General features: G+C 72.0%; 25 protein-coding genes and 2 tRNA genes. 15 read left to right on the top strand and 12 right to left on the bottom strand.

Annotation, left to right across the window (positions count from 1 at the left end):
* Positions 1–61: 61 nt before the first annotated feature.
* Positions 62–1,411, bottom strand: a complete 1,350-nt coding sequence (locus ITJ44_RS14030; RefSeq protein ID WP_194636161.1) for an extracellular solute-binding protein — start codon at positions 1,409–1,411, stop codon at positions 62–64.
* A gap of 102 nt (positions 1,412–1,513) precedes the next feature.
* Positions 1,514–2,515, bottom strand: a complete 1,002-nt coding sequence (locus tag ITJ44_RS14025; RefSeq protein WP_194636160.1) for a LacI family DNA-binding transcriptional regulator — start codon at positions 2,513–2,515, stop codon at positions 1,514–1,516.
* A gap of 117 nt (positions 2,516–2,632) precedes the next feature.
* Between ITJ44_RS14025 and ITJ44_RS14020 the strand changes: the two genes are divergently transcribed.
* The gene (locus ITJ44_RS14020) at positions 2,633–3,070 is read left to right on the top strand and encodes a pilus assembly protein CpaE (protein ID WP_194636159.1); all 438 of its coding nucleotides are present in this window, start codon (positions 2,633–2,635) and stop codon (positions 3,068–3,070) included.
* A gap of 19 nt (positions 3,071–3,089) precedes the next feature.
* Here the strand turns inward: ITJ44_RS14020 and ITJ44_RS14015 are convergent, their stop codons facing one another.
* The 7 genes from ITJ44_RS14015 to galU form a co-directional block, all read right to left on the bottom strand.
* Positions 3,090–3,488, bottom strand: coding sequence for a DUF3054 domain-containing protein (locus tag ITJ44_RS14015; protein WP_194636158.1), 399 nt, complete (start codon positions 3,486–3,488; stop codon positions 3,090–3,092).
* Between the two features lie 9 nt (positions 3,489–3,497).
* A complete protein-coding gene (locus ITJ44_RS14010) occupies positions 3,498–5,117 on the bottom strand; it encodes a methyltransferase (RefSeq protein WP_194636157.1) in 1,620 nt (539 codons plus the stop codon).
* Between the two features lie 76 nt (positions 5,118–5,193).
* Entirely contained in the window at positions 5,194–6,819 is a 1,626-nt protein-coding gene (locus tag ITJ44_RS14005) for a cellulase family glycosylhydrolase (RefSeq protein WP_194636156.1), read from the bottom strand.
* Positions 6,820–6,932: 113 nt separating this feature from the next.
* Positions 6,933–7,005, bottom strand: a tRNA-Ala gene (locus tag ITJ44_RS14000).
* Positions 7,006–7,053: 48 nt separating this feature from the next.
* Positions 7,054–8,019, bottom strand: a complete 966-nt coding sequence (locus ITJ44_RS13995) for a hypothetical protein (protein ID WP_194636155.1) — start codon at positions 8,017–8,019, stop codon at positions 7,054–7,056.
* Positions 8,020–8,116: 97 nt separating this feature from the next.
* Complete coding sequence (locus tag ITJ44_RS13990; RefSeq protein WP_194636154.1) at positions 8,117–8,785, bottom strand: GNAT family N-acetyltransferase; 669 nt, start codon at positions 8,783–8,785, stop codon at positions 8,117–8,119.
* A gap of 51 nt (positions 8,786–8,836) precedes the next feature.
* Entirely contained in the window at positions 8,837–9,733 is an 897-nt protein-coding gene (gene galU, locus ITJ44_RS13985; RefSeq protein WP_194636153.1) for a UTP--glucose-1-phosphate uridylyltransferase GalU, read from the bottom strand.
* A 40-nt stretch (positions 9,734–9,773) separates the two neighbouring features.
* Here galU and ITJ44_RS13980 point away from each other — a divergent pair, with 40 nt between their 5' ends.
* Genes ITJ44_RS13980 through mscL form a run of 3 tightly spaced genes read left to right on the top strand, consistent with a single transcriptional unit; the run spans position 9,774 to position 11,283 of the window.
* Positions 9,774–10,349 carry a 5-formyltetrahydrofolate cyclo-ligase gene (locus ITJ44_RS13980; protein ID WP_194636152.1) on the top strand — a complete coding sequence of 192 codons (576 nt, stop codon included), beginning with the start codon at positions 9,774–9,776 and terminating at the stop codon, positions 10,347–10,349.
* 6 nt (positions 10,350–10,355) lie between these two features.
* Entirely contained in the window at positions 10,356–10,772 is a 417-nt protein-coding gene (locus ITJ44_RS13975) for an FmdB family zinc ribbon protein (protein WP_194636151.1), read from the top strand.
* Between the two features lie 28 nt (positions 10,773–10,800).
* On the top strand, positions 10,801–11,283 hold the full coding sequence (gene mscL, locus ITJ44_RS13970; RefSeq protein WP_194636150.1) for a large conductance mechanosensitive channel protein MscL: 483 nt from the start codon (positions 10,801–10,803) through the stop codon (positions 11,281–11,283).
* Positions 11,284–11,323: 40 nt separating this feature from the next.
* On the opposite strand, the gene ITJ44_RS13965 is transcribed toward mscL, so the two are convergent.
* Both ITJ44_RS13965 and ITJ44_RS13960 read right to left on the bottom strand, forming a co-directional pair.
* The gene (locus ITJ44_RS13965; protein ID WP_194636149.1) at positions 11,324–11,569 is read right to left on the bottom strand and encodes a hypothetical protein; all 246 of its coding nucleotides are present in this window, start codon (positions 11,567–11,569) and stop codon (positions 11,324–11,326) included.
* Positions 11,569–15,294 carry a DUF4011 domain-containing protein gene (locus ITJ44_RS13960; protein ID WP_194636148.1) on the bottom strand — a complete coding sequence of 1,242 codons (3,726 nt, stop codon included), beginning with the start codon at positions 15,292–15,294 and terminating at the stop codon, positions 11,569–11,571. Before ITJ44_RS13960 ends, ITJ44_RS13965 begins: the two co-directional genes overlap by 1 nt.
* Before the next feature lie 257 nt (positions 15,295–15,551).
* Here ITJ44_RS13960 and ITJ44_RS13955 point away from each other — a divergent pair.
* From ITJ44_RS13955 to ITJ44_RS13905, 11 genes are all read left to right on the top strand, one after another.
* A tRNA-Arg gene (locus ITJ44_RS13955) sits at positions 15,552–15,623 on the top strand.
* Between the two features lie 40 nt (positions 15,624–15,663).
* A complete protein-coding gene (locus ITJ44_RS13950) occupies positions 15,664–16,125 on the top strand; it encodes an XRE family transcriptional regulator (RefSeq protein WP_194636147.1) in 462 nt (153 codons plus the stop codon).
* A 74-nt stretch (positions 16,126–16,199) separates the two neighbouring features.
* Positions 16,200–16,457: a DUF86 domain-containing protein gene (locus ITJ44_RS13945; protein ID WP_241534387.1), complete on the top strand. Its 258-nt coding sequence runs from the start codon at positions 16,200–16,202 to the stop codon at positions 16,455–16,457.
* Between the two features lie 153 nt (positions 16,458–16,610).
* The gene (locus tag ITJ44_RS13940; RefSeq protein ID WP_194636145.1) at positions 16,611–18,608 is read left to right on the top strand and encodes a hypothetical protein; all 1,998 of its coding nucleotides are present in this window, start codon (positions 16,611–16,613) and stop codon (positions 18,606–18,608) included.
* A 4-nt stretch (positions 18,609–18,612) separates the two neighbouring features.
* Positions 18,613–19,389 (top strand): hypothetical protein, encoded by a 777-nt coding sequence (locus tag ITJ44_RS13935; RefSeq protein WP_194636144.1) that lies wholly within the window; start codon positions 18,613–18,615, stop codon positions 19,387–19,389.
* A 42-nt stretch (positions 19,390–19,431) separates the two neighbouring features.
* On the top strand, positions 19,432–19,773 hold the full coding sequence (locus tag ITJ44_RS13930; protein ID WP_194636143.1) for a hypothetical protein: 342 nt from the start codon (positions 19,432–19,434) through the stop codon (positions 19,771–19,773).
* A gap of 59 nt (positions 19,774–19,832) precedes the next feature.
* Entirely contained in the window at positions 19,833–20,708 is an 876-nt protein-coding gene (locus ITJ44_RS13925; RefSeq protein WP_194636142.1) for a hypothetical protein, read from the top strand.
* 37 nt (positions 20,709–20,745) lie between these two features.
* Entirely contained in the window at positions 20,746–21,333 is a 588-nt protein-coding gene (locus ITJ44_RS13920; protein WP_194636141.1) for a hypothetical protein, read from the top strand.
* On the top strand, positions 21,330–22,061 hold the full coding sequence (locus tag ITJ44_RS13915; RefSeq protein WP_194636140.1) for a hypothetical protein: 732 nt from the start codon (positions 21,330–21,332) through the stop codon (positions 22,059–22,061). Before ITJ44_RS13920 ends, ITJ44_RS13915 begins: the two co-directional genes overlap by 4 nt.
* Positions 22,061–23,392 (top strand): type IV secretory system conjugative DNA transfer family protein, encoded by a 1,332-nt coding sequence (locus tag ITJ44_RS13910; protein ID WP_194636139.1) that lies wholly within the window; start codon positions 22,061–22,063, stop codon positions 23,390–23,392. Before ITJ44_RS13915 ends, ITJ44_RS13910 begins: the two co-directional genes overlap by 1 nt.
* A 116-nt stretch (positions 23,393–23,508) precedes the next feature.
* Complete coding sequence (locus ITJ44_RS13905) at positions 23,509–24,087, top strand: hypothetical protein (protein ID WP_194636138.1); 579 nt, start codon at positions 23,509–23,511, stop codon at positions 24,085–24,087.
* 606 nt (positions 24,088–24,693) lie between these two features.
* Here the strand turns inward: ITJ44_RS13905 and ITJ44_RS13900 are convergent.
* On the bottom strand, positions 24,694–25,806 hold the full coding sequence (locus ITJ44_RS13900) for a type I restriction endonuclease (RefSeq protein WP_194636137.1): 1,113 nt from the start codon (positions 25,804–25,806) through the stop codon (positions 24,694–24,696).
* Between the last annotated feature and the right edge of the window lie 75 nt (positions 25,807–25,881).

Below are 25,881 nucleotides of genomic sequence, written 5' to 3'. Positions count from 1 at the left end.
TTTCGCTGGGAAGAGGGGTGCGACGCCGCGCACGGGCGGCGACCGCGAGGCCGGTCGGGCCCTACAGGGGGTTGGGCTTGGCGAGCAGCGCGTCGATCTGCCGGATGAAGGCGTCGAGGCCCTCGCCCGCCTCCTGGCGCCCGAGGAACACGTTCTGCACGTTCTCGGCGAAGTACGTCTGGAAGTCGGAGCCGGATCCGGTGAAGTACGCCACCGGGTCGTAGTTGATCTGCTCGGCGGCGTTCGCGTAGTGCGCCTGCGGCAGGAGCTCGGCGTACTCGGGGCTGTCGACGACCGGCTTGTACGCCGGGATGTGCCCGGCGCCCGCCCACTGGAGCGAGTTCTTCAGGAGGTCCGTGACGAAGGCGTACGTCCTCTCGCGCTTGACCGGATCCGGCGAGCTCTGGTGCGGGAGCACGAACGCGTGCGAGTCGGCGAAGGTCGCGGGCGTGCCGAACAGGTTCGGGATGGGCATCGCGTCGAACGGCACCTTCGCCTTCTGGAACGTGGGGAGCTCCCACACTCCCGTGACGATGGCGCCGCTCTTGGCGCCGGCGAACTCGGCGATCGCGGTGCCGGCGTCGCCGCTCGGCGTGGCGATCGTGCCGTCGAGCAGGGTCTGGATGTACTCGAGCGACGCGACGGCCTTGTCGCGGTCGTAGACGACCTGGCCGCCCGTGGGCAGCTCCATGTCGCCGCCCATCTGCTTGTAGAACGTGTAGAAGAACCGCCACATCTGCGCGCCGTCGCCGAGGTAGCCGTAGCTCAGGGCGTGCTCGCCGGTGACGGCCTGCATCGCCCGCATGACCTCGAGGAACCGGTCGGGCGACGTGATCTCCTCGAGCCGGCCGTCCCCGCCCAGGACGCCCGCCTGGGCCGCGATGTCCGTGTTGTACATGAGGATGAACGGGTGGCTGTCGAGGGCGATGGAGTACAGCTTCCCGTCCACGACGCCCTTGTCCCACACCCGCGGCTCGAAGTCGGCCTGGCTGACGCCGAGCTCGGCGAGCTTGTCGGTGTCCCACGGGTCGAGCAGGCCGCCGGGCGCGAACCCGGGCACGCGGGCCGCGTGCATGATGGCCACGTCGGGGGCTCGGCCTCCCACCGACGCCATGGCGAGCTTCGTGTAGTACGGCTGGCCCCAGGCGAGGACGGTGGCCGTGACGTCGAACCCGCCGCCGGAGTCGTTCGCCTCCTTCACCATCTCCGTCATGCGGATGCCGTCGCCGCCGGACAGCAGGTGCCAGTACTTCAGGTCGACGATGCCGCCGGCCGACGCCACCTGGGGTGCGCAGCCGGCGAGGCCCCCGACCAGGAACGCGCCGCCCAGGGCCGCCGCTCCGCCCAGGAGGACCTGACGCCTCGACCATGCCGAGGGACGTCCCCCGGCCTTTCCCGTAACAGGATCCATTGACCACTCCTTTGTGATGGAGCGATCATTACATCGTTGTAATGCGCAGCGCAACGTTTCTCCTCGGCGATCCGCCGCACGTTCGCGGAGCGGCGGGCCGGGTCAGGCGGACGGGCGCGTGCTGCCGCGGACCACGATGCGGTGTGGGATCACGATCTGCACGGGCGGGCCGTCGCGCTCCTCGATCCGGCGCACGAGCTGGCCGACCGCCGCCTCCGCGTAGGCGCGGATGTCGAAGTGCACGCTGGTGAGGGTGGGGATCGAGAAGCGGGACTGGTCGACGTCGTCGAAGCCCGCCACCTGGATGTCCTCGGGGACGCGGATGCCGTGGTCGGCGAGCGCGCGCAGGGCGCCGAACGCGAGTCCGTCGGTGAAGCAGAACAGGGCGTCGGGGACGGGGTTGCCGTCGGTGAGCCAGGCGTCGACGGCCTCCGCTCCGGACGCGCTGTTCCAGCCCGTGCGGTCGATCTCGACGGGCGCCTCGCCCGCCTGCTCCATCGCGCGCAGGTAGCCGATGCGGCGGAGGTCGCCGGCGGCGGACTCCTCGCGCGTCGCGGTGCCGACGGCGGCGATGCGGCGGGCTCCCGTCCCGAGGAGGAAGCGGGTCATGTCGTAGGCCGCCTGGACGCTGTCGACGAGCACCCGGTCGACGATCTCCTGCTCCACCTCGCCGATCACCACGACGGGCGGCAGCGACTCGGCGCGCGCGATGGCGCTCCGCGAGAGCAGCACGGGGTTGAGGATCAGGCCGTCGACGAGGTGCTCGCGCGCGCGCGACATGAGGTCGCGCTCGCGGTCGGGCCGCGAGCCCGTCTCCTCCATCTGGATGCTGTAGCCGGCCTCGTGCGCGACCTCCACGAGGTGGTGCGCGAGCTCCGCGGAGTACGCGGTGCCGAGATCCGGCAGGGCGACCGCGATGACGCCCGTGCGCCCGTTGCGGAGGCCGCGCGCGGAGAGGTTCGGCACGTAGTCGAGCTCGGCGACCGCCCGCTCGACGCGCTCGCGGGTCGCGGGGCTCACGGCGACCCGGCCGGTGATGACGTTCGACACGGTCTTCGGGGAGACGGCGGCACGCGCGGCGACGTCCTTCACTGTCGCGCGCATGGCCCTCCCCTCGTCCGACCGGCGGCGTCTGCGGCAGGCGGTTTCCTGCGAATCTAATGCACACGCATTCCCCCGCCCGCGGAGGCGACGTCCGGGAGCGCCCGGCATACTGCACGGATGATCTCCACCGCGCACGCCACGACCCTCCTGGAGCTCGGCCTCGAGTGGAGCCCCGAGCCCGGCGACCGGTTCCGGATCCGCGGCCAGGGCTTCGAGTCCGACGTCTTCACCATCAGCGAGCTCACGATCGAGGCGCACGAGCACGCGACCGGCACCGTGCTCGGCTTCAACGGCACGACCGAGTGGGCGCTCGACTCCGTGGCGCTCGAGGACAGCCTGTGGCTTCCGCGCGAGGACCAGCTCCGGACGCTGCTCGGCGGGGCGTTCCGATCGCTCCGGCGCGAGATCGGCGGCGCGGAGGACGGCGCGCACGTGGTGCTCGTCGTCATCGACGGCGAGGAGGTCGAGCACCGGGACCTCGAGGCGGAGGAGGCCTACGCGAAGGCGCTCATCGCCGTGATGGAGGCCGCGGCCCCGACCCCGCGCGACGCCTGAGGCGGATCGGCCGGCGTGCTCAGGCCCGCGCGCGCCGGCGGACGACGACGGCCGAGATCGCGCGCCAGCCGAGCATCAGCAGCCCCAGGATGATCGCGGTCGTGATGACGAACGGCACCACGACGCCCTCGCCGCTGAGCGCGCGGAGCACCATGCCCACGACGACCGTGACGCCCCAGACCAGGAGGCCGGTGGGCACGACGGGCGAGGGGCGTCGCCAGGCCCGGGCGACGATCCAGCCGACGAGCCCGCCCGCGAGGAACGGCCACGCGGTGCCGAGCACGCCCGACGGCGCGAGGTCCTCGCCGTGGCTCGCGCGGCCGATGAGGACGAAGACGACGATGAGCGCGGCGTCGAGGACGACGGCGCGGACGATCTCGGGACGGGCGGCGCGGCGGCGGGAGGTGCGGGGAGTCACCCGGCGATCCTAGGCGTCGCGCGCTGGGCGGTCGGCGTGCGCGTCGCCGGCCGTCGCGCCGGGCAGCAGGAGGAACCCGTCGGCGACGAGCGCCCGGATCCGCGGCAGCAGCTCGGCGCGCAGGTCGCCCGCGTCCACCGCGGTGAGCTGCGCGACGGCGTCGACGATGGCGCCCACCGCGAGCTCCCCGTCGCACGCGCCGACGAGCGCCGCGAGCGCCGTGTCGAGCGGCACCTCGCGGCCGAAGCCCGCGCCCTGGCGGAGCGTCATGACCGTGGGATCCTCGGCGCCCGGCCAGTAGTGCCGCTCCTCCGTGACGTCGCCCGCCACCACGAGCGCGAGGCCGGCGAGCGCCCGGTCGTCGACGCCGGCGAGGGCGTCGTGCGCAGCGAGGGAGGCCAGGAGGTGGTCGCCGAGGCCGGTCGGGTTGTGGCCGAGGCCGCCGTGCAGGCGCTCGATGCGACGGAGCGTCGGCTTCCCCGTCGCCGGGCGGCGGAGGGTGAGGTAGCCGAAGCCGACCGCGTCCACGCCGCGCGCGGCGAAGTCGTCGAGCCAGGCCCCCACGAGGGCCTCGGACTCCGGGGTGCCGGCGCGCGTCCCGCCGTCGCGGATCCACGTCTCGGCGTACAGCGCCGCGTCCTGCACCTCGCGCTCGACGACCCATGCGTCGAGCCCGGATCCGGTGCGCGCCGCCGCCCGGTCGAGCCAGCCCGCGACCCGGTCGAGGCCGGGCTCCCCGGCGCGGTGCTCCCAGTTGCCGAGCAGCTGCGCGACGCCGCCGGGCGTCAGGTGGCCGGCGAGGTCGGACACGACGCCCTCCACGAGCGCGTCCCCGACGAGGCCCGCGTCGCGGTACTCGTAGGCCGGCACGCCCTCGGCGCGCGGCGTGATGACGAAGGGCGGGTTGGAGACGATGTGGTCGAACCGCTCCCCCGCCACCGGCTCGAACAGGCTGCCGAGCCGCAGCTCGATGGTCGTGACCCCGTTGAGGGCCGCGTTCAGCGCCGCGAACGCGAGGGCGCGCGTTGAGATGTCGGTCGCCACGACGCGGTCGGCGTGGCGGGAGGCGTGCAGCGCCTGGATCCCGCACCCGGTCCCGAGGTCGAGCGCCCTCGCGACGGGCGTAGAGATCATGAGGCCGCTGAGGGTGGCGGACGCGCCGCCGACGCCGAGCACGTGGTCCTCGTCGAGCGCCCCACCGGTGGCCAGCTCCCCCAGGTCGGACGCGATCCACCACTCGCCGACGCCGTGCGCGTCGATGAAGCCGTAGGGGCGGAGGTCGACGGACGGTCGCACCCGGTCCCCGTCGACCTCGACGAGGCCGAGGCGCACGGCGCCGTCGAGTCCCAGCGCCGGCAGGGCGGCACGGAGGTCGCTCGCGTCGACGGCGTCGCCGAGCACGAACAGGGCCGCGAGCACGGCAGCTGCCGGGAGGCCTTCGGCGGTGCGGGCGGCCTCGACAGCGCGACGGGCCGGGATCCGGTTCCCCCGGTGCAGGGCCTGCCCGGCGGCGTCGCCCCAGACGTCGAGCGCCGACGCGAGCGTGAACGGGGCCGCCTCGAGGTCCGCCCGCAGCGCCCGCACCTCGGGGGTCGCGACGGTCACGGGCGGGATCGCGGGGCGGGGCATTGGTCGATCTTAACCGGCGAAGCGCCGGCCGCCGGGCGGGTGCCCGACGACCGGCGCCGTGGATGGGGGACGCGGCTCAGCGGCTGGTGACCGTGAGCTGCGGGGAGGACGGGGCCGGGCCGCCGGCCGCCTGCAGGCCGACGTGCACGGTCTGACCCGCGGACAGCGCGCCCGCCCAGTCGGCGCCCGTGCACGTGACCGTGCCGGACGCCACGGTGCAGCGCATGCCCCAGCTGTTGCCGACGGAGGTCGTCCCCGGGCTCGCCCAGGACACGGTCCACCCGGCCACCGCGGACTTCGCGGTGACGTCGACGTCGGCCACGTAGCCGGACGACCAGGATCCGCCGGGCTGCCACGTGGCCGTCACGGCACCCGAGGTGGCGGGCGCCGGCTGCGGCTGCGGCTGCGGCTGCGGTGCAGGCGTGGTCCCGGAGGACCCGGACCCCTTCGACGCGCCGGAGCCCGAGGAGGACCCGGATCCCGACGACGAGCCCGAACCGGAGCCCGAACCGGACGTCGGGTGCAGGAGCGGCGCCATGGCGTCGAGCTTCGCCTGCTCGGGCGTGACCCAGTCGCTCTTCACCAGCCCGCCGGTGTCACCGCTGTCCGGGTTGAACGACCAGAACGACGAGCTGATCCCGGTGGTCTGGAGGTAGGACACCAGGGTCGACAGCCACTGCTTGTCGCTGGTGGTCTCGAGCTTCGTGCCGAACTCGCCGAGCAGCACGGGCGCGATGTTCTTCTTCGCGAGGTAGCCCCAGTGGGTGTCCCACACGGCCGTGAGGTTGTTCGGGTAGTCGGGCGAGCTGAACCACGACTGCGCGTAGATGCTCGACGGATAGTCGTGCGGGGAGTAGACGACGCGGTTCGGCACGCTCAGCTCGACCGGCTTGTCGCCAGCGGCACCGAGGGCACCAGCCCACCACGTGCCGGATCCGTCGGGCTGCTTGTCCGTGCCCTCGACGATGACGAGCAGCTTCGGGTTGACGGACAGCACCGCGTCGCCACCGCGCTCGGCGGCGAGCCGCCAGTCGGTGCCCATGTCCCCCGCGCCCCACGTCGCCTGGCCGTGCGGCTCGTTGTGCAGGTCGACGCCGATGACCGTGGGGTCGTCCTTGTAGCGGTCCGCGAGCATCTTCCAGTCGGAGATCCACTGCGACTCGGAGAGGTCGTTCGAGTACCACAGCTCCGACTGGCCGTCCGTCGTGGGGCGATGCTGGTCGAGGAACACGTTCAGGCCGTTGGCCTTCGCGGAGGCGATGGCCCGGTCCATGAGCTGCAGCGGGGTGATGCCCTTCAGATCCGGATTGGCGGTGGTCCCCCAGTCGGCGACGCTCGACGCCCGGAGGCAGCTGTTCGCGAACGGCATGCGCACCGTCGTGAAGCCCATGTCGTGGAGGTGCTTCATGCCGCTGTCGAGGGTGATCTTGTCGAGCCCGTGGAGCACGCAGCCCGACGACTCGAGCCCGAACCAGGCGGCGCCGCGGATCGTGTACGTGGAACCGGACGAGTCGACGATCTTGCCGCCGTCCGTGTGGAGCCAGCCGGATGCGGTGGTCGCGGCGGCGCTCGACGCCGCGACCGTCCGTGCCGAGGCGGAGCCCGCATCGGCGGCGGAGGCGGTCGACGCTCCCGCCGCCGCGAGCGCGACCGGGAGGAGCAATCCGAGCAGTGCTGTGGTGAGGCCTCTTCGTGTCTTCATGCGGGAAGGCTAGGACGGCCGCGTCCACCGTGCGCAGATCCCTCACACCCCGTGAGGGTGCGTCGGCGAAAGCCGCCCGGACACGCAAAAACCCCGCCGGAGCGGGGTTCTTGTGGACCTAAGGAGATTCGAACTCCTGACCTCCTCGATGCGAACGAGGCGCGCTACCAACTGCGCCATAGGCCCTGACAACTCCACGAGACTACCACGCCGCGAGGAGCCCTCCGAACCGCGTCAGCCGACCGCCCGGCGACGTCGCAGCACCTCGTCGAGGTCGCCCATGCCGGGCTCCGCGTCGTCGACGATGCCCATCCGGGAGAAGCGGCTGACGGGAGCGGTGAGCGCGGCGGGCGCGGCCGGGGCGGCGGATGCGGCAGGCGCCGCCTCCTCCTCGGCGGACAGGCGCGCGACCTCGGGCTCGAGGTGCGCGCGACGCAGCGTCTCCTCGGACGCGGCGGCGGCGCGGCGCATCTCCTCGACGGGCGACAGCGGCGTGCGGGGCGCGCTGCCGGCGCCAGGACGCGGACCGGGCGCCTGCGAGCGGGACAGGTACAGCGGCTTCGGCACGGGCACGGGGGTCCAGGACTCCCCCTCCTCGCGCTCCGCGACGGGCTCGGCCTGCTGCGCGGTCGCCTCGTGGAAGTCGGTGAAGCCGGTGCGCGGCATCGGCCGGGCCTCCGGCGCCTGGAGGCGGCGGGCGGCGGCGACCTGCGACATGCGCTGCAGTACCGCGAGGGACCCCATGGCGGCGACGGACGAGATCACGAGCAGCGTCCAGGCGCCGGCAGCGGAGACCTGGCCGATCCCGGCGATCACGCCGACGAGGGCGAGCGCGAGCACGGCGGTGGCGGCGAGCCGGCTGCGGCGGAGGCGCGTGGCGGCGGAGGGCGACGTTGCGGACACGGGGGCCACTTTCGGTAGGGCGCGCTGGGCGGCGGCGTCTCGCGCACGCGCGGCGGCTTCGGCTTCTTCTGCGGCCCGGCGGAGGGCGCGCTGCTGCTCGACGACGCTGCGGGCACTGGTCTCGGCGCGCACCGCGTCGGGGACCTCGGCCGTCTCGGCCAGGATCCGCAGGGTCTGCTGCAGGCGCACGGCGTTGCGCTCGGTCGCCATGTACTGGCGCCGGTGCAGCCACGTGGGCAGCAGGTAGGCGAGCCAGAGCACCGCGGAGAGCGCGATGATGATGCCGCCGGATTGCATGTCCCGAGGCTAGGAGGTCGCGCGGGCGCCGTGCGGGAAGCGCGCCGCGTGTCCACGCCCGGACCGGCGCATCCGCAGCTGGGCGGACTCCCGGGCGTCAGATCCGGCGCTGCACGGCCAGCGGCACCGCGGCGGCCTGGAGGTCCGCGTCGGGGACGCGCGACCACTCGGGATCCACGCCGCCCTCCTTCCAGCGCGCGAGCACGCTGGTGGACAGCTCCTCCACGACGAGGCCGAAGCAGAAGTGGTCGCGCCAGTCGCCGTTGATGTGGATGTAGCGGCGACGCAGGCCCTCGTAGCGGAAGCCGAGCTTCTGCACCACGCGGAGGCTGGGCGCGTTCTCCGGGCGGATGCAGATCTCCATCCGGTGCAGACCCAGCGTCGTGAAGCAGTAGTCGGTCGCGAGCGCGACGGCCGTCGGGGTCACGTTGCGGCCGGCGAACTCCTGGCCCACCCAGTAGCCGATGGTCGCGCTCGACAGCGACCCGTAGGCGATGGACGACACGTTGAGCTGGCCGGCGAACTCGTCGTCGTAGTCGATGACGAGCGGCACGCCGAGCCCGGCGCGCGCGTTGGCCTGCAGCGACCGGATGCTCGCGCGGGTGTCGAACGCCATGGGAGCGTAGGGGCTCGTGGCCTCCCACTTGCGGAGCCAGGAGCGGTTGTCGAGCAGGGAGCGCTCGAGGGCCCGCGAGTCGCGGAGCCGGATGGGCCGGACGGAGATGCGCCCGTCCCGCATGGTCGGAACGGTCTGCGGCACGTCCATGAGCCTAGGCCTCAGCGCGCGCGCCGGTGCGCCCGGCCGGCGCGCCGGCGATCAGCGCTCGAGCGTCTTGACGAACTCGGGCAGCCACGCGCGCAGCCCCTCGCCGAGGTCCTCGTGGTCGACGCCGAGCTGGACGATGGCCTTCAGGTAGTCGAGCCGGTCGCCCGTGTCGTAGCGACGGCCGCGGAAGACGACGCCGTAGACGCCGCCCGTCCACTCGGGCGCGGCGGCCATCTTCTCGAGCGCGTCGGTGAGCTGGATCTCGCCGCCCTTGCCGGGCTCCGTCTTGTGCAGCACGTCGAAGACCTCGGGGCGCAGCACGTAGCGGCCGATGATCGCCAGGTTGGAGGGCGCGGTGCCGGCGGCGGGCTTCTCGACCATGCCGGTGATGCGCACCACGTCGTCGTCGTCCGTCTCCTCGACCGTGGCGACGCCGTAGAGGTGCGTCTGCGAGGGATCCACCTCGAGCAGCGCGACGACGGAGCAGCCGCGCTGGAGCTGGACCTCGATCATGCGGGAGAGGAGCACGTCGCGCTTGTCGATGATGTCGTCGCCGAGGAGCACGGCGAAGGGCTCGCGGCCCACGTGCATCTCGGCGCGGAGCACGGCGTGGCCGAGGCCCTTGGGGTCGCCCTGGCGGACGTAGTGCATGTCGGCGAGGTCGGTGGACTCGTTGACCTTGCGGAGCTTCGCGTCGTCGCCCTTGAGCTGGAGGGTGGCCTCGAGCTCGGCGTTGCGGTCGAAGTGGTTCTCGAGGGCGGTCTTGTTGCGGCCCGTGATCATGAGGACGTCGTGCAGTCCCGCGCCCACGGCCTCCTCCACCACGTACTGGATGGCCGGGCGGTCGACGACCGGCAGCATCTCCTTCGGCATCGCCTTCGTCGCGGGAAGGAAGCGCGTTCCGAGTCCCGCGGCGGGGATGACGGCCTTCGTGATGTGGGTGACCATGCGATCGAGCGTACCGGGCGAACTTACCTAGACTCGACCCATGCCGAGCGATGTCGGGAACGAGAAGAGGGCCCTGCGCGCCCAGCTGCGGGAGCGTCGTCGCCAGATGACCGCGACGGAGCGCGACGAGGCGGCGCACGGGCTGACCAGCCGGTTGACGGAGCTCGTGGCGAACCACGACGCGGACCGGGTGGCCTGCTACCTCTCCACGGTCGACGAGCCCACGACGCGGCCGTTCCTCCAGTGGCTGCACGCGAACGACAAGCGGGTGCTCCTGCCGGTGTCGCGCAACGACGGCCTGCTCGACTGGGTCGTGAGCGACGGCGCCGAGACCGAGGGCCTGTTCGGCCTGCCGGAGCCGGTGGGCGAGCTGCTCGGGCCGATCGCGATCAACGACGTCGACCTCATCGTCGTGCCCGCTGCCGCGGTCGACCAGGGCGGCATGCGCATGGGCTGGGGCCGCGGGTACTTCGACAAGACCCTCGGATCCATGGAGGCCTGCCCCCCGGTCTACGCTGTGGTGTTCGACGCCGAGTTCGTCGACGAGCTCCCGCGGGAGAAGCACGACATGCCGGTCGACGGCATCGTGACCCCGACCCTCATCCACTCCTTCTAGGGACACATGCCCACGTACTCCTACCGCTGCACGGTGTGCGGCAACGCCTTCGACATCGTCCAGGCGTTCACCGACGACTCCCTCACCGAGTGCCCCGTGTGCGGCGGCAAGCTCCGCAAGCTGTTCGCCGCGGTCGGCGTGAGCTTCACCGGCAGCGGCTTCTACCGCAACGACTCGCGCACCGAGGACGCGGCCAAGCGGTCGCGGTCGTCGTCCGGGTCGGCGTCGTCGGCGAAGTCGAGCGATGCGTCGTCCTCGTCCTCGTCCGACTCGTCCTCGTCTTCGTCCTCGTCCTCCGGATCCTCGGACTCATCCGGCTCGTCCGGATCCGGGACGACCGGCCAGGGCTCCGGTACCGTGACCCCCAGCACCCCCTCCGGTCCCGCGTCCTCGGGCTCCGGTCCGTCCTCGCCGTCCACCTGATCGGACGGCCCGCACGTCAGGAGCACCCGTGAAGGGCTTCAAGGAGTTCATCCTCCGCGGCAACGTCATCGACCTCGCGGTCGCCGTCGTCATCGGCGCCGCGTTCACCGCGATCGTGACGGCGATCGTCACGTCCGTGTTCAACCCGCTGGTCGGCGCGCTGTTCAACGCCTCGACGCTGAGCGAGGCGTTCAAGGTGGACATCCCCACCGCGACCGGCAAGCCCGCGACGCTGCTGTTCGGCGCCGTGCTGGCGGCGCTGATCAACTTCCTCATCGTCGCCGCGGTCGTCTACTTCGCGCTCGTGCTGCCGGTGAACCACCTCAAGAAGGTGGCGTTCGCGAAGCAGAAGGCGGAGGAGGAGGCGACGCCGAAGGACGTGCCGCCGACCGAGACCGAGCTGCTCATCGAGATCCGCGACCTGCTCGCCGGGCGGCCGTCGCCCGAGGGCGCGCACACGATCCCGTCGTCCACCGGCCAGCACGTGGCCGAGCCCGGGAAGCCCGCCTAGCGCTCCGCCCGCACCACCCGACCGCCTCCGGCGTCGCCGCTCAACCCCAGTGGGGCGGGCGGTCGAGCCGGAGGCGGTCGTCGTTGGCGTCGGAGGCGGCGGGCGCGTCACCCCAGCCCTGCGGGGCGTCCTCGGCGGCGCGCACCGCGGGAGCGCGCGCAGCGGCCTGCGGCGTGGGGTCGGATCCGGGCACGGGCTGCGTCGACGCGCGACGCGAGCGGCGGACGGGGCGGCGCTCCCCCGCGGCGTCCGGCGAGTCGGCTCCGGACGCGTCGCGGTCGGGCATCAGTCCGCCCGGTGCGCGCCGGCCTGGACCTGCACGGGAGCGGTCACCGGATGCGCATCCGAGATCGCGCCGAGGGCGGTGGCGATGCGGCGGGCGACGGCGTCCGGATCCGCGAACAGCTCGAAGGAGTGCACGCGCAGGTAGTGCCAGCCGAGGCGCTTGAGCATCTCGGGCCGGAGGCGCAGCGACTCGCGGAGGCTCGTCTGGTTGACGACGGGATCCGTCTCGATCGCGATCGCCCGGCCGCCGTAGGAGGCCACGAGGCCGAGCTTGTCGCGGTGCCCGAGGGCGGGCGCGAGGCCGAGGCCCTCGAGGCGGCGGGCGAGGTCGACGAGCATGGCGTCGCCGTCGTCCGGGATCGGGTCCTCGCGGAAGCGCGCCTCCGCCTCGGAGAGGATCTGGGCGAGCGCGACGATGCCGTGCTTCATCCGGTCCTGGTCGATGTCCGAGGGCTGGAAGCAGGAGACGACCACCATCGAGCGGCGGGCGCGCGTCATGGCGACGGCGAGCAGGCGCTCCCCGCCGGGCGCCGCGAGGGCGCCGAAGTTCGACAGCACGCGTCCGTGCGGGGTGCGGCCGTAGCCGACGGAGAAGATCACGCGGTCGCGGCTCTGCGCGACGCACTGCTCGAGCGTCGCGACCATGAACGGCTCCGCGCGGTCGCCGATGAAGAACTCGGTGACGTCGCTGCGCTTGGCGGCCGCGTGGAGCACGGCCTGCTGCACGCGCACGGCGTGACGGGCGCTCGCGGTGATGACCATGAGCGACTCGCGCGGGCGGTGGCTCGCGTGGTCGAGCACGAGCTCCACGACGCGGATCACCTCGGCGTCGACGCTCTCGACGGCGCCCGTGTCCTCGTCGGGCATGCCGTGGCCGTCGGCGACGAAGTCGAGCGACAGGCTGCCGTGGCCGAGGAACGTGCCGGCCCACGGGAGGGACTGGATCCGGCCGCCGTAGAAGCGGCGGTTGACGAGCTCGGCCAGGTCCTCGCCGCCCGCGCGGTAGCTGCGCGTGAGGGAGAGGGTGGGCAGCAGCTCGCCGAGGCGCGCGAGCGCGGAATCGGCGTGGCGCTCCTCGAGCGTCGAGTCGTCGTCCGCGAGCTGCGGCGTGGAGCGCTCGGGCTGCGGGACCACCGCGATGGTGAACGGCGACGGCGTCTGCGTGACGGGATCCCCGAACACGACGGTCTGCTTGCCGCGACGGATGCCGCCGAGGGCCTCCGCGAGCGTCATGGCGCCGGCGTCGACGAGGAACACGGCGTCGAACGGCATCTCGTCGGTGATCGCGGGCACCTCGTAGGGCGACGCGAGCCAGACCGGCGCGATGGTGCGGGAGAGGTGGGGCGCGGAGTGGTGGAGGGCCGCGGCGTCGACGGGGGCGGATCCGCCGAGCAGCTGGCGCAGGTGGTGCGCCTCCTCGGGCCAGTCGACGACGCCGATCTTCCACGTCTCCGCGAGCTGCCACGCGAGCAGGCCCGCGCTGGCGGTGGCGTGCGCCTCGTCGACGAGACGGAAGTCGGACTCGAGGCGGTCGAGCACGCTCGTGTTCGCGTTGAGGAGCGCCTTGTCGCCCGCGAGCATCTGCTCGAGGACGGACTGCCACCAGGCGAGCTCGAGCTCGGCGGCGACGGCCTCCTGCGGCACGTGCCGGTCCGAGAGGTCGCGGAGCAGCGGATCGAGGTCGAGGCGACGGAGCTCGGCGAGGAGCGAGGTGCGCTCCTGCAGGTTCTGGAGCACCTCGCTGTCCTCGGCGAGCTGCGCGACCTTCTCGCGCAGCTCGCCGATGGGCAGCTGGCCGAGCGGGGTGGGACGCGTGAGCATGCTCAGCGGCGCGTCGAGCACCTTGAGGTCGGCGGCGACCTCCTGGTAGCGCACGTGCACGTCGGAGATGCCGCGCGGGACCTCGGGGGTGGAGCCCACCGCGACGTAGCGCTGCCACAGGATCCGCTGCTTCTGGATGGCCGTGAGGCTCGCGTGCATGTCGGAGATGTGCACGCCGGGGCGGACGTACTCGCGCGCGAGCTTGCGGAGGCGACGGCGCGTGATGCTCGTCATCTCGGGAGCGTCGCGGCGGGATCCGGTGGCCGCGATGATCTCGCTGAGCGACCGGTCGAACACGACGGGCTGGAACTTGTCGAGCGTCTCGCGCACGTCGAGGAGGAGGCGCAGGTAGACGCCGAGCTCGTCGATGGACGTGTAGGCGCGCATGCGCGTCTGGCCGATGAGCTCGTCGGCGCGCTCGAGGAGGCGCGGCAGGCCGTCGGCGGAGAGCGACTTCGCGAGGTCGTGCGCGTGCGTCGCGGCGGCGCTCGTCGAGAAGGTGGCGCCGTACCAGGGCGAGTCGCCCGGGCCGTAGCGGAACTCGCCGAGGCTCGCGGCCTTGACGAGGGAGGCGGCGGCGCTCGCGCGGTCGTGCGCGATGGCCGTGACGGCGTCGCGGGTGAGGCGCGCGGTCGTGGCCGGCGGATCCGGCAGGAGGGCCAGGCGGGACAGCTCGCCGAGCGCGTCGAGCACGGAGACGCCGAGGTCCTTGTCGGGGCGTCCGAGCGCGAAGCGGTAGTCGAGCAGCACGTGGCGGAGGCGCACGAGCGCGTCGTCGACCTCGGCGGTCTGCGCGGGTGCGGCCTTCTCGTTGCGGACGATGGACTGCACCACGTCGCGCTTGAGCGACTTCGGCGCCACCGCGAGGCCCGGAAGGCCGACGTCGGCGAGGCGCTGGCCGATGCCCTTGAGCGAGGAGGCGCGGGGGCTCACGACGAGCACGCGCTTGTTCTGCGCGACCAGGCAGCCGATGGAGTTGACGATGGTCTGCGTGCCGCCGGTGCCGGGGAGCGTCGTCACCACGAGCGAGTTGCCCGCGTTGATCTGCGCGATGACGTACTCCTGCTCGGGATCCGCGTCGAGCAGCAGCGTGTCGGTGACGGGCGGGCGCTGGTCCTGCGGGATCGGGTCGACGGGCGCGTAGGACTCGCCCACGCCCCACTTGGCGGTGGGGTTGCCGGCGATCGCGTCGATGACGAGGTGCTCGAGGTGCTCGGCATCCTCGGCGAGCGCGCGGCCCACCTCCGCGAAGGACGAGACGACGAGGCGCGGCTGCACGGCGAACGCGGGCAGGTGCGAGGTGAGTCCGCGGAGGCGGTCGATCACGGGCTGCGGCTTGAAGGCGCCGTTCTGCACGGCGAGCGCGACGAACGACTCGGCGTCGAGCGTGATCTGGAACTGCTCCTCGAGCGCGCGGGCGAGCGCCGGGTTGAGGAACGGCTGGCCCTTGAGGCGCACCTCGTAGTCGCTGCCGTGGCGGCGGATCGCGAGCGGGCGCAGGAGCACCGGCGCGCGGAACTGCTCGTCGGCGAAGCGCCACTCGGCGAGGCCGATGGCCAGGTGGATCGACTCGATCCCCCGGGCCGAGACCAGCTCGATGCCCTTCTGCGTGATGCGGTTGGCGGCCTTGCGGGCGCTGCGGAGCGCGAGGTCGTCGCGGATGAGGGACGACAGCAGCGTCGTCTTGCCCGTGATGAACTGCGCGAGGCCGCCCGGGTGCGTGGTGCTCAGCTCGATGCGCGAGCCGGGCGCGTCCACGAAGTGCAGGAGAGGAGAGGTGCCGCCGATGCCTGCCAGCTGCTCGCGCCACTCGCGCCAGCGGGGCTCGGCCACGTTGCCGCTCCCGAGCTGCACGTCGCCGACGCGGAGGTCGTGGGGGCTGGTGCTGTTGTGGGAAGCATTCACGTGGGGGTCCTCAAGAGGCTCGGCGGCGAACCCGGAGAGCAGGTCGTCGTCGTCGTCGGATCGTTCATTGGCACGCCACACCCGGCAACAGTACGACGCGGCGGGTGGGGAAACCGGCAGGCGGGGCGGCGCGGGGACGATCCGGGAGCCATGTCGGCTACTGGTTCGCGGGCGCCGCCCGGCCCGTCGCCCGGCCGCTCGCGAGACCCCGCGAGCCTCGGCCGGCCGGGCTCCCCTCCGCTACCATGGGCCGGTCAGCCTCTGTAGCTCAATGGAAGAGCAGTTCCGTCCTAAGGAAAGGGTTGGGGGTTCGAGTCCCTCCAGGGGCACCCTCGCGATTCGCGATATCGGCCCGCTATCATCACGGCCATGAGCGATCCGTCCATAGGCGAGGAGCTGCGGCGACTCCGCCACGAGGCCGCGCTCTCGCAGCGCGAGCTCGCCGCGATCACGGGCGTGCCACAGCCGAACATCGCAGCGTACGAGAGCGGGCGCCGACAGCCGTCGGCCGACACGCTGAGTCGCCTGGGCGCGGCCCTCCGGATCCCGTCGATGGAGAGGCTCCGCGCTTCACGCACGCCGATCCTCGAGGCCGCCGCGCGCCGACGCGTCAGCGACGTCCGCGTGTTCGGGTCCGTCGCGCGCGGGGACGCCACCCCGGGATCCGATGTGGACCTCCTCGTGCATCCGGCGCCGGACGCGTCGCTCTTCGATCTCGCGGGCTTCATGGCCGAGATCGCCGAGCTGCTGGGGATCGCCGTGGACGTGGTCTCCGACCGGGGCACAGGACCGACGATGGACCGCATCCGAGCCGAGGCCGTGGCCCTCTGATGATCGGCGACGAACGAGTGCCGGCGCTCCTCGCGGACATCGCGCGATTCGCGGCATCCGCCCGACGGGTGACGGTGCGCGGACACGCACGCTTCGTCGACCCCGATGACGACGAGCAGCGCCGCATCGCCCGCTCGCTCGTCGTAGATCTCTCGACCGCGGCCGACCGTCTCCCGACGGCCTTCCGCGACTCCCGCCCCGACATCGACTGGAGCGGGATCCGCGCGGTGCGGAACTTCGTCGCTCACGACTACGACGGCACCGACATGGAGGTGCTGTGGCGCGTGATCGCGGTGGAGTTCCCACGCATCGCGGAGGCGCTGGCCCCGTGACGGGTCCCTAGCGCCCGATCCCCACGCCCGCGTGGACGCCGATGGCGTCCGACATCGAGCCGGGCACCGGTCCCGCCGTGGAGAACCCCGGTGGCCAGGCGTCGGCGGCCGCTACTTTCAGCGCATGATCAGGTCAGCAGTCCCGTGCACGCTGTGACGAGGCGCCGACCGACCGGGGACGCGCCGGTCTCGCGCGGGCGCCGCCGCCTCGCCGCAGCCGCGCTGGGCATCGTCATCGCCTTCGCCCTCAGCGCCTGCGGGGCGGTGATCGACACCACGATGACGGTGGACGCCGGCGGGTCCGGCTCCCGGCAGATGACCGTCACGCTGAGCCAGCAGGACCTCGCGAAGGCGTCGGGCGGCTCGGCCGCCATCGACGCGTCCGTCCGCCGGCACCTCCCGTCCCCGCTGGCGTACTCGGGCATCACCGGCACGGACTCGGGCGGCATCACCGCGACCTTCACCCTCCCGTTCTCCTCCCCCGAGGACTACGCGGGCAAGGTCGGCACGCTGCTCTCGACGCGCACGGGCTCCTCCGCGCCCCGGTTCGCGGTCACCGACTCCGCGCTCGTGCGGGGCATCGACCTCCAGGAGTCGTTCACGAGCAGCGACCTGCTGGGCTGGATGTTCTCCGGCCTGATCGCGGACGGCGTCGTGGACGGCAGCCAGGGCGTCGGATCCCTGCGCGGGGAGGGCAGCGCGGCCGTCGTGTTCGCGGGAGAGCGGCACACGGACGTCGGCGATCCGCTCTCCTACTCGCACGAGGAGAACCACGGGTTCGACGGCGTCTCGATGGCGACCGACGCATCCGACCAGGGCGCCATCACACGGACGATCACATACCGCCTCGACGCCGGCCGCGATCCGGCGGACGAGCAGCGCATCGAGGCGTTCCTCCGAGACGCCACCCCGACAGGAGGCGAGGTCGCCGCGCCCGAGCCGGGCACGTGGACGATGGCCTTCTCCGGCGACGCGGCGGCGATCCAGTCGGACACGACCACCGCGCTCGGCGGAGGCGCCACGAGCTTCGCGGTCGACATCTCTCCGAGCCCGGACGACCCGTCGAAGGAGGTCATGCAGCTCACCGACACGGCGTCGTGCGCGGCGGTGTGCGCCCCCGACGCCATCGGCCACGGCGGGGTGCCCGATCACGTCACCGCAGGCGCTGGCTACGCCCCGGAGTCGATGGATGTGGGGTCGGCCACCGCCAGCCCGGTGAGCTTCGTGCTCAGCCCGCCCATCACGTCGCTCGCGTCGCACCTCTCCATCGGCTCCGGCGGGGACGTGACCGGCACGACCACCATCGTCGTCCCGAGGTCCAGCGCCGACGCCGTCGGGGACGGCTTCCTGCAGCGCTACCGGCCGGATCCGGACGTCGGCACGATCGCCTCCGACGCGGGACCGGACAGCACGACCTACACCGTGACCATCGCGGGCGCGAGCGTCGAGGACTTCGCGGACCGGTACGCGAGGTGGGCCCCGGGAGCCTCCGTCGGGATGCGGATCGTGGACGACGGTTTCCTCGTCCGGCGCTCGGAGTACGCGATCGACCCCGGCTTCGACGCCCTCGCGTCCGGGCACCGCGTCCTCGACGGCACCGACGTGACGCTGGACCTCCCGCTCGGCTCGTGGGTCGACGGGGCGCAGGGCGGCTCGGCCGGCGACGGCGCCCGGATCACCGTCGTCCGGACGAGCAGCATGACCCCGGCGGGCGTCGTGGCCGCGAGCGTCCTGGCACTCGCGCTCGCCGTCGGGCTCGTGCTCCTCATCCGGCGCCGACAGGCGGTGGCGGTGCGCGTCGGCACGGCGCGGACGCGTCTGGACACTTTGCTGGCCGCGCGACGCCGGACCCGGCTCGACGAGCGGCTCGCGGGCGATCCGCCCCTCGACGCCCGCGCGGCGGAGCGCGGCTCGCTGCTCGCGTCGCCGGCCCCGCCTGCGAAATCCGGCGGACGCACGGGTGCGCTCGACGTGGATCCACCGCCCGAGGGCGCCATCCGGACGCCCCACCACGGCGCCCTGGCCGTCGAGCCGCCGCCCGCCGCCGCGGGCACGCGACCGACCCTGCTCGGCGACCGACCCGCCGCATCCACGAACACGACCACGACCACCGCACGCACCACCGACCGCACCGACCCCTGGGGAGCCTGACCGCATGTTCGAACCGCAGATGGATGACGCCGCCGCGACGAAGCCGATCGTCGAGGACGGCGGCGGAGGGGCCGAGCCCGTCGCGGCCGCGACCGCCTACCCCTTCCGCCTCCTCCCCGACGAGACCGTGCTCGCCACCTACCCCGTGGCGCGCCGCACCCGCCCGCTCGGCCGCCTGGTGAGCTACCTCTTCGTCACCGACTCCCGCGTCATCTACTCGGCCGAGGCCAAGACGGTCTCGTCCTCGTCCACCTACTCGCGCGAGTACAAGATCGACAAGGTCGACGGCATCGAGGTGAGCCGCGACACCGGCTACGACGCGCTCGGCGTGGCGGCGCTCGCCGGCACCGCGATCAACCTCCTCGTCAGCCTCATCGCCTGGCTGGTGCTCGTGGGCGCCGACTCCTCCAGCCTCGACGGCCTCGCGTGGCTGTTCGGCGTGGGCACCTTCTTCGCCCTCGTCCTCGGGGTGATCGGGTTCTTCGTGCTCCGCAGCAGGGCGGCGGTCCTCAGCGTGATCACCGGCAGCCAGCGGCAGGAGATCACCACCCGGCACGACGTGGCGAAGATCCTCTTCGTGCTCGTCCTCTTCGTCGCGCTGGGGCCGATCGCGGTGCTCGGCGCCGCGCTCTGGGTACTGGCGCGCGAGCTCGGCATCGTCAGCGCGTCGAACGCGGGCCTCTACATCCGCCCCGACGACCTCGAGCGCATCTCGTTCGAGGCCGGCGCCCTGATCCTCGACGCCCAGGCACGCGGCAAGCTCGCGGGTACGTGGGACTGAGCCGCCGCACGATCGCGGATCACGCCGCAGACAGGGAGACACATGCACGTCGTGCAGCTGGGCCAGCTCCGGGACTCCGGGCCGACGCCGGACATCACCATCCAGGATCCCGTGACGAACGAGGCCCGGAGCTACGCCCTCACCCCGCGGCTGCTGGATCTGATCCGACGCGTCGACCCGGTCGCCGCCGACCAGCCCTTCACGGCGGATGAACGCCGGATCCTCCGCGACATGGCCGGGATCGGCGTCATCGCGCTCGTCCCCGACGACGCGCCGTTCGCCCGATTCGACTTCCTCCCCGTCACCCGCGACGACATCCTCTTCGACCAGGCGCTCGAGGACGGGTACCGCCTCACCTCGGAGCCGGGGGTCCGTTCGAGCTGAGCGAGTACGGCGCGAGGTTCCTGCGCGAGGCCGACGGCCGGCGCACCCTCGGCGAGATCGTGCAGAGCGTCAAGGATCGCGCGCTCGCGGATGACGACGAGCGCCGGGAGATCGAGGAGGACGAGCGACGCGGCGTCCCGTTCGACGATCTCCTCCGGGATGGACGCCCTCCGCGGGAACCCGACGGTCACCTTCGAGCCGGCGCCCACGGCGTCGGTCATCGGCGAGTCCCACGCCAGCGCTCCACCAGCGACAGCCATCACGACGACGGAGAAGAGGGCGGCATGCACGTCTTAGGGCTCGGATATCTGAGCGAGGTGGACGGTGAGCCCAATGTCACCATTCAGGATCCCCGTACGGAAGAGAGGAAGGCGTATCGGCTCGACCCGTCCATGTACGCGTTGCTGCACGAGCTCGACCCCGCGGACACTGTCCACGACTTCACGCCGGAGGAATGGCGGTACCTCCGCGGCTTCGCTCGTCTCGGAATCGTGGCCCTCACCAGCGACCGCGACTCCGTCGACGAGCTGACGTTCATCCCGGTCCCGCGCGCCGACATCCGCTTCATCGGGATGACCGATGGCGGCTATGAGCTGACGTCGACGCTCGGCCGAACATTCGAGCTGAGCGAGCACAGCACCCGCTTCCTCGGGATGGCCGACAGCAAACGGAGTCTCGCGGAGATCGTCGCGGCCGTCCAGCAGGAGGCTCTCGCGCGCGCGGAGGAGCAGCCCGCCATCGAGGAGATCGAGCGGGAATCGGGCGCGTCCTTCGGCGAGTTCCTCGAAGCCGAGGCGTACCGGTTCATCCGAGCGCTCCGCGGGAACGATGCGGTCTCGTTCGAACCGCACGCGATCCCCCTGGCCGTGGATGAGCCGATCGCGCGTCAGGCGGAGCCAGGCAGACTCCCCCCAACGGGCGAGTCCGGCGAGTGAACACGCATCGCACCTCACTCACAGCACCCTCGAGAGGATGAACGACATGCGCGTCGTGCAGCTCGGCCACATCGCCGAATTCGATGGCCGCCACAACATGGCCGTCCAGGATCCCCTCACGCGCAAGGCCGCGAGCTACGACCTCACCCCGCAGGCGCTCGAGCTCCTCCTCTCCCTCGACCCCACCGAGACCGGCCGCGTGTTCACCCCGGAAGAGCATCGCCTCCTCGAGATCTGCATCGCACTCCGCATGGTCGCGATCATCGAGGACGGAGCGCCCCTGTCCGAGCTGTCGATCATCCCGGCTCCTCGGTACGACGTGGTCCTCGACGCCATCCTCGACGACGGCTACCGCTTCACGTCGGAGGTGGACGAGCCCTTCGAGCTCACCGAGTACGGGGGAAGGTTCCTGCTCCGGGTCGACGGCGAACGCACCCTCGGGGAGATCGCCCTCGCAGTGAAGGAGGACGCGCTCGCGAACGAGGAGGACCGCGCCGCGATCCGCGTCGGCGAGGTGGAACTGCAGCAGACGTTCGACGAGTACATCGAGGACGAGGCCTTCCGCTTCGTCGCCGCCCTGCGCGGGCGGGAAGCGATCACGTTCGAGGCGACCGCCGGGACATGAGAGGCAGGACGTTCATCGGCGGGGGCCTCCTGGGAGGAACCGTCGTCATCGCGTCGCTGGGCGGGGCGCCGCACCTCGCGGACTCCGACCCCGAGGCACTCCTCGACGGCATCGAGGCGGTCGCCGTGACGCCCACCGAGAGGAGAGAGGAGCTGGAAGCGCGCCTCGACGAGGCGAGCATCTCGTCTGACGACGAGACTCCATCTCTCCGGGACGACCTCCCGGAGCCCGACGCCATCGAATCGACGGGCACTACGTCGGTCGCCGTCGATCCCGTCGAATCTGAACCGGGCGCCGGCGAGGGCGGGCCAGCGCCGGTCGGTGGATCCGCGGATCCGGCGACCGGAGCAGAAACGGAGCCCGAACCCGAGCCGGAGCCGGAGCCGGAGCCGGAGCCCGAACCCGAACCCGAACCCGAACCCGAACCCGAACCCGAACCCGAACCCGAGGATGCAGCTTCCGCGCTTCCCCGGAGAGCCGACGCGCCCCAGGGCGGCGTGGAGGAGACGGCGACGGATGCGACCGCGAGCGATCCGCCCGTCAGACCGGACAGCGCTCCCGCGGATGTCGACTCGTCGGGCGACCGTGAAGTCGTGGAAGAGGCAGCGACCGAGGCGGGCGGAGAGCAGCAGGTGGATGCTGCGGCGCCTGAGCCATCGACGCCGTCGGAGGGCTCCGAGGACGCCGGTCCGGACCCCGACACCGACGACCCCGAACCGGAGTGGTGATGCCCTACTCGGAGGAGGTCGTCAGCGGCACCGCGCTGCGGGACTGCACGGGGCACATCGGTCCGCGGCCGGCCGAGTTCGGGGTCCACGGCGTCGCCGGGACGAGCATCGGGTTCGACGACGCGATGCTCGGCCGGCACGTGCTCTACCTCGGCGGCATCGGCACGGGGAAGACCGTGGGCATCTCCGCGCTCGTCGCCTCCGTGCGCGCGAGCATGACCGCGGACGACGTGATGGTCGTGTTCGACACCAAGGGCGACTACCACGAGACGTTCCACCGGCCGGGCGATGCGGTCATCGCGGCGACGCTCGCCGACGAGTTCGCGGGCCAGGTGTCGTGGAACCTGTTCGAGGAGTTCCGCGCGCTGCCGCCGGGCCGCCTGCCCGAGGACGAGATCTTCGAGATGTGCAGCGGCCTGTCCTCCCGCCTCATCGCCGACGCCGGCGACAACGCGTACTTCGCCAACGCGGCGCGCGACGTGTTCACGGCCCTCGTCACGGCGATGTACCGGGAATCCGAGGAGCGGTCGAACCGCGACATCCGCATGATCGTCGGCGGCATGGGCATCGGCGAGATGCACGCGCTGCTCGACCGACCGGGCAACGCCGACCTCCGCGGCGCGCGCCACTACATCGCCAAGGAGGGGTCGAACTCGACCATGGCGACGATGGCGTTCATGCAGCAGGTGATCCAGGAGTCGTTCCGGTCGTCGTTCGGGCGGCCGGGCGACTTCTCCATCCGCGCGTTCCTCCGCGCGAAGGGGGCGCGGGCGCTGTTCCTCGAGTACGACATCGCCTCGGGCAGCACCCTCGCCCCGGTGTTCACGACCATGCTCGACGTCGCGATGAAGGAGGCCATGTCCCGCCGCCGCGCGGCCGGGCGCGTCTTCTTCGTGCTCGACGAGTTCGCGCTGCTCCCCGAGCTGACGCACCTCTCGGACGGCGTGAACTTCGGCCGCTCGCTGGGGTTGCGGTTCATCGTCGGCACGCAGAACGTGAAGCAGGTGCAGGAGATGTACGGGCCGGAGATGGCCGCGTCGGTGCTGTCGGCGTTCGGATCCGTGTTCGCGTTCCGCCTCTACGACGGGGATTCGCGGCGCTTCGTCGGCGACCGCTTCGGCGCGAACCGCAAGCTGACGCGCTTCGACGCCGCCGTGCGTGGGTCGGGACTCCGCGAGGAGGTCATCACGGGAGCGATGGTCGAGGACTGGGACCTCTCGAGCCTGGGAGTCGGGACCTGTGTGGCGGCGCTGCCGGACGGCCCGCCGGTGCGGTTCCGGTTCGCGCCGCCGTCGTCGTCGTCGTCGCCGCCGTCGCCTACGTCGCGGTAGGACCGCGGGGCACAGCTCCGGCGAGCCGCACCGCGCCGTCGCTACCATCGCCAGACGGGTGCCCGCCTGAGCGTGCGCGACGCATCGAAGCAGTCCCACGACAGGAAGGAGCACCCGTGCACGTCGTCCCACTCGGGTACTTGGGCGAGTTCGAGGGCAAGCCGAACCTCGCGCTGCTGGATCCCCTCACGTCGAAGACCAGGAACCACACGCTCGCGCCGGAGACGGCCCAGCTGCTGCGGTCGATCGACCCGACCCTGGCCGACCAGGATCTCGACGAGCAGGAGCGCCGTCTCCTCGTCGGGTACGCGAAGCTCGGCATCGTCGCCCTCATCGGCGACGACGCACCTCTATCGGCCCTGGACGTCATACCCGTGCCGCGCGTGGACATCATCCTCGATGAGGTGCTCGACGACGGATACCGCTTCAGCTCGGGATCCGACGAGCCGTTCGAGCTGACCGAGTACGGCGCCCGGTTCCTCACCAAGGCCGACGGCCGACGCACGCTCGGAGAGATCGCCGAGGCGACGCGCGACGATGCCCTCGCGGACGACGCCGACCGCACCGCGATCGAGGAGGGCGTTGCGCGCACCGGGCAGTCGTTCGAGCGCTTCCTGATGGACGAGGCCTACCGCCTCATCTCCGCCCTCCAGGGTCGCGTGGCCGTGACATTCGAGGCGACCGAGGGGCCGTGAAAGGGCACCGGATCCTGGGCGGCGTCCTGGTCGGAGGAGTCGCCTTCATCGGCGCCGCGGGCATCCCCCCTCAGGCCGACGGTCCGGATCCGAACGCGCTGCTGGACAGCGTCGAGGCAGCAGCCGTGACACCGGTCGAGAGACGCGAGGAGCAGGAGGAGCGGATCGAAGCCGCGCGCGATTCCACCCGGAGCGATGCCCCGGCTCTCCGAGGCGACCTGCCTCATCCGCAGGATCTCCCCGTGGCCGGAACACGATCGGTTCCCGTGGCGTCGGCGGGCGAGCGCGAGGGACGCCCAGGAGGGCCAGCGGAGGACGGTGAACCTACGACGGCGAGCGCAGGCGCATCTCCAGCTCCGCGGACACATCCCACCGGACTGCCGGCGGCGATCGTCCGACGTGCGACGCCGGCCGCGGCACGGCTCGGGAGGGGCGCCGGTCGCCGTGATGCGCCCGGAGGACGCGGCCGGTGACCGGGCACGATGGCCGAGCCCGGAGCCAGCGCTGATCGGAGCGAGCTCGGATCCGCGGATCCGGAAGGCCGCCCTCGTCTCCCCGACTAGATGAGGTGAGGCACAGACCATCCGCCCCGGTCGGCGCCTCGGACTACGTGCCGACCGGCTCCCCCGCGTGGATGCGGATGGCCTCGCGGATCGTATCCGCGTGCGCGTAGATCTCGTCGAGCGACCCGATCGGGTGGCGCGTCTCGACCTTGTGCGCGTCGAAGAGCCCCAGGTACTTCTGCTTCTTGCCGTTGAAGTGCAGGCGCGCGATGGGCTTGCGGTTGTTGTCGTCGAGGAGGATCGCCAGGTACGACTTCGCGTCGCGGTGCACCACGCGCTGCGGCTTCACCTCGCTGCAGGCGATCGCCTTGACGATCTGGTAGCCCTCGAGCTCCTCGAGCGTCGTCTCGATCTCGGTGTCGCGGTCGAGGTCCGCCTCGACGGCCTCCTCGCTGGTGATCACGTCGGCCGAGGCCGCGGTCGGCGCCGAGGGGAACGCGGGAGCCCCGAGCGCCGTCTTCAGCCGGTCGTTCACCTGCTCGTTGAGGTACTGCTTCGACGCCTTGCCGACGAGGGTAGTGAACTGGTCGCGGACCTTCTCCGTGAACGACCCCTCGTACACGCGGCGGGTGAGGAGCTTCACCCACTCCGGGGTCGGCTCGCGGAACTCGGCGGCGATGGCGCGCTTCAGAGCACCGACGTACTTGAGCTCGCCCGCGGCGCTGATGATCGAGTCGAGGTCGAAGACGTCCTTGGTGAGCTTCATCAGCTCGGGCAGCAGGGTCTCGTCGATGTCGGCCAGGTCGAGCACGAGGAACGGCTTCTCGTCCATGCGGTTCGGCGCGTCGAGGTCCGTGTAGAAGTGGTACACCTCGCCGTTGGTGAGCACCGCGATGCGCGCGTTCGTCACGGCGAAGTAGCGGAAGAGCTGCGACGCGTGCTCGATCTTGAGCGGCTCCGTCGACTTCTTGCACTCGATGAGGATCTGCACCTCGCCGTCGCGCATGATCGCGTAGTCGATCTTCTCGCCCTTCTTGAGGCCGAGGTCCGCCGTGAACTCGGGGACCACCTCGAGCGGGTTGAAGACGTCGTATCCGAGGATCGTGGAGATGAACGGCATGATGAACGCGTTCTTCGTCGCCTCCTCCGTCTGGATGGCCTCGCGCTGGTTGCGCACCTTCAGGGCCAGGGCGGCCAGTCGTTCGGCGAATTCCATGGGGACTCCCTCGTCTCGGTGATGCCGACGATACGGATGTCGATGCGCGTTCATGGAACAGCGGGTGCCCCCATT

The organism is Clavibacter sp. VKM Ac-2873 (assembly GCF_015351075.1).
Taxonomy (GTDB): Bacteria; Actinomycetota; Actinomycetes; order Actinomycetales; family Microbacteriaceae; genus Clavibacter.
The sequence above is the reverse complement of the archived record's forward strand: the minus strand, read 5'-3'. Positions and strand labels throughout refer to the sequence as shown.

What these genes read in the sequence shown, in the direction of transcription:
- ITJ44_RS14030 (WP_194636161.1), bottom strand. Translation starts at nt 1,411, where the DNA reads ATGGATCCTGTTACGGGAAAGGCCGGGGGACGTCCCTCGGCATGGTCG.
- ITJ44_RS14025 (WP_194636160.1), bottom strand. Translation starts at nt 2,515, where the DNA reads ATGCGCGCGACAGTGAAGGACGTCGCCGCGCGTGCCGCCGTCTCCCCG.
- ITJ44_RS14020 (WP_194636159.1), top strand. Translation starts at nt 2,633, where the DNA reads ATGATCTCCACCGCGCACGCCACGACCCTCCTGGAGCTCGGCCTCGAG.
- ITJ44_RS14010 (WP_194636157.1), bottom strand. Translation starts at nt 5,117, where the DNA reads ATGCCCCGCCCCGCGATCCCGCCCGTGACCGTCGCGACCCCCGAGGTG.
- ITJ44_RS14005 (WP_194636156.1), bottom strand. Translation starts at nt 6,819, where the DNA reads ATGAAGACACGAAGAGGCCTCACCACAGCACTGCTCGGATTGCTCCTC.
- ITJ44_RS13995 (WP_194636155.1), bottom strand. Translation starts at nt 8,019, where the DNA reads ATGCAATCCGGCGGCATCATCATCGCGCTCTCCGCGGTGCTCTGGCTC.
- ITJ44_RS13990 (WP_194636154.1), bottom strand. Translation starts at nt 8,785, where the DNA reads ATGGACGTGCCGCAGACCGTTCCGACCATGCGGGACGGGCGCATCTCC.
- galU (WP_194636153.1), bottom strand. Translation starts at nt 9,733, where the DNA reads ATGGTCACCCACATCACGAAGGCCGTCATCCCCGCCGCGGGACTCGGA.
- ITJ44_RS13980 (WP_194636152.1), top strand. Translation starts at nt 9,774, where the DNA reads ATGCCGAGCGATGTCGGGAACGAGAAGAGGGCCCTGCGCGCCCAGCTG.
- ITJ44_RS13975 (WP_194636151.1), top strand. Translation starts at nt 10,356, where the DNA reads ATGCCCACGTACTCCTACCGCTGCACGGTGTGCGGCAACGCCTTCGAC.
- ITJ44_RS13965 (WP_194636149.1), bottom strand. Translation starts at nt 11,569, where the DNA reads ATGCCCGACCGCGACGCGTCCGGAGCCGACTCGCCGGACGCCGCGGGG.
- ITJ44_RS13950 (WP_194636147.1), top strand. Translation starts at nt 15,664, where the DNA reads ATGAGCGATCCGTCCATAGGCGAGGAGCTGCGGCGACTCCGCCACGAG.
- ITJ44_RS13935 (WP_194636144.1), top strand. Translation starts at nt 18,613, where the DNA reads ATGTTCGAACCGCAGATGGATGACGCCGCCGCGACGAAGCCGATCGTC.
- ITJ44_RS13930 (WP_194636143.1), top strand. Translation starts at nt 19,432, where the DNA reads ATGCACGTCGTGCAGCTGGGCCAGCTCCGGGACTCCGGGCCGACGCCG.
- ITJ44_RS13920 (WP_194636141.1), top strand. Translation starts at nt 20,746, where the DNA reads ATGAACGACATGCGCGTCGTGCAGCTCGGCCACATCGCCGAATTCGAT.
- ITJ44_RS13915 (WP_194636140.1), top strand. Translation starts at nt 21,330, where the DNA reads ATGAGAGGCAGGACGTTCATCGGCGGGGGCCTCCTGGGAGGAACCGTC.
- ITJ44_RS13910 (WP_194636139.1), top strand. Translation starts at nt 22,061, where the DNA reads ATGCCCTACTCGGAGGAGGTCGTCAGCGGCACCGCGCTGCGGGACTGC.
- ITJ44_RS13900 (WP_194636137.1), bottom strand. Translation starts at nt 25,806, where the DNA reads ATGGAATTCGCCGAACGACTGGCCGCCCTGGCCCTGAAGGTGCGCAAC.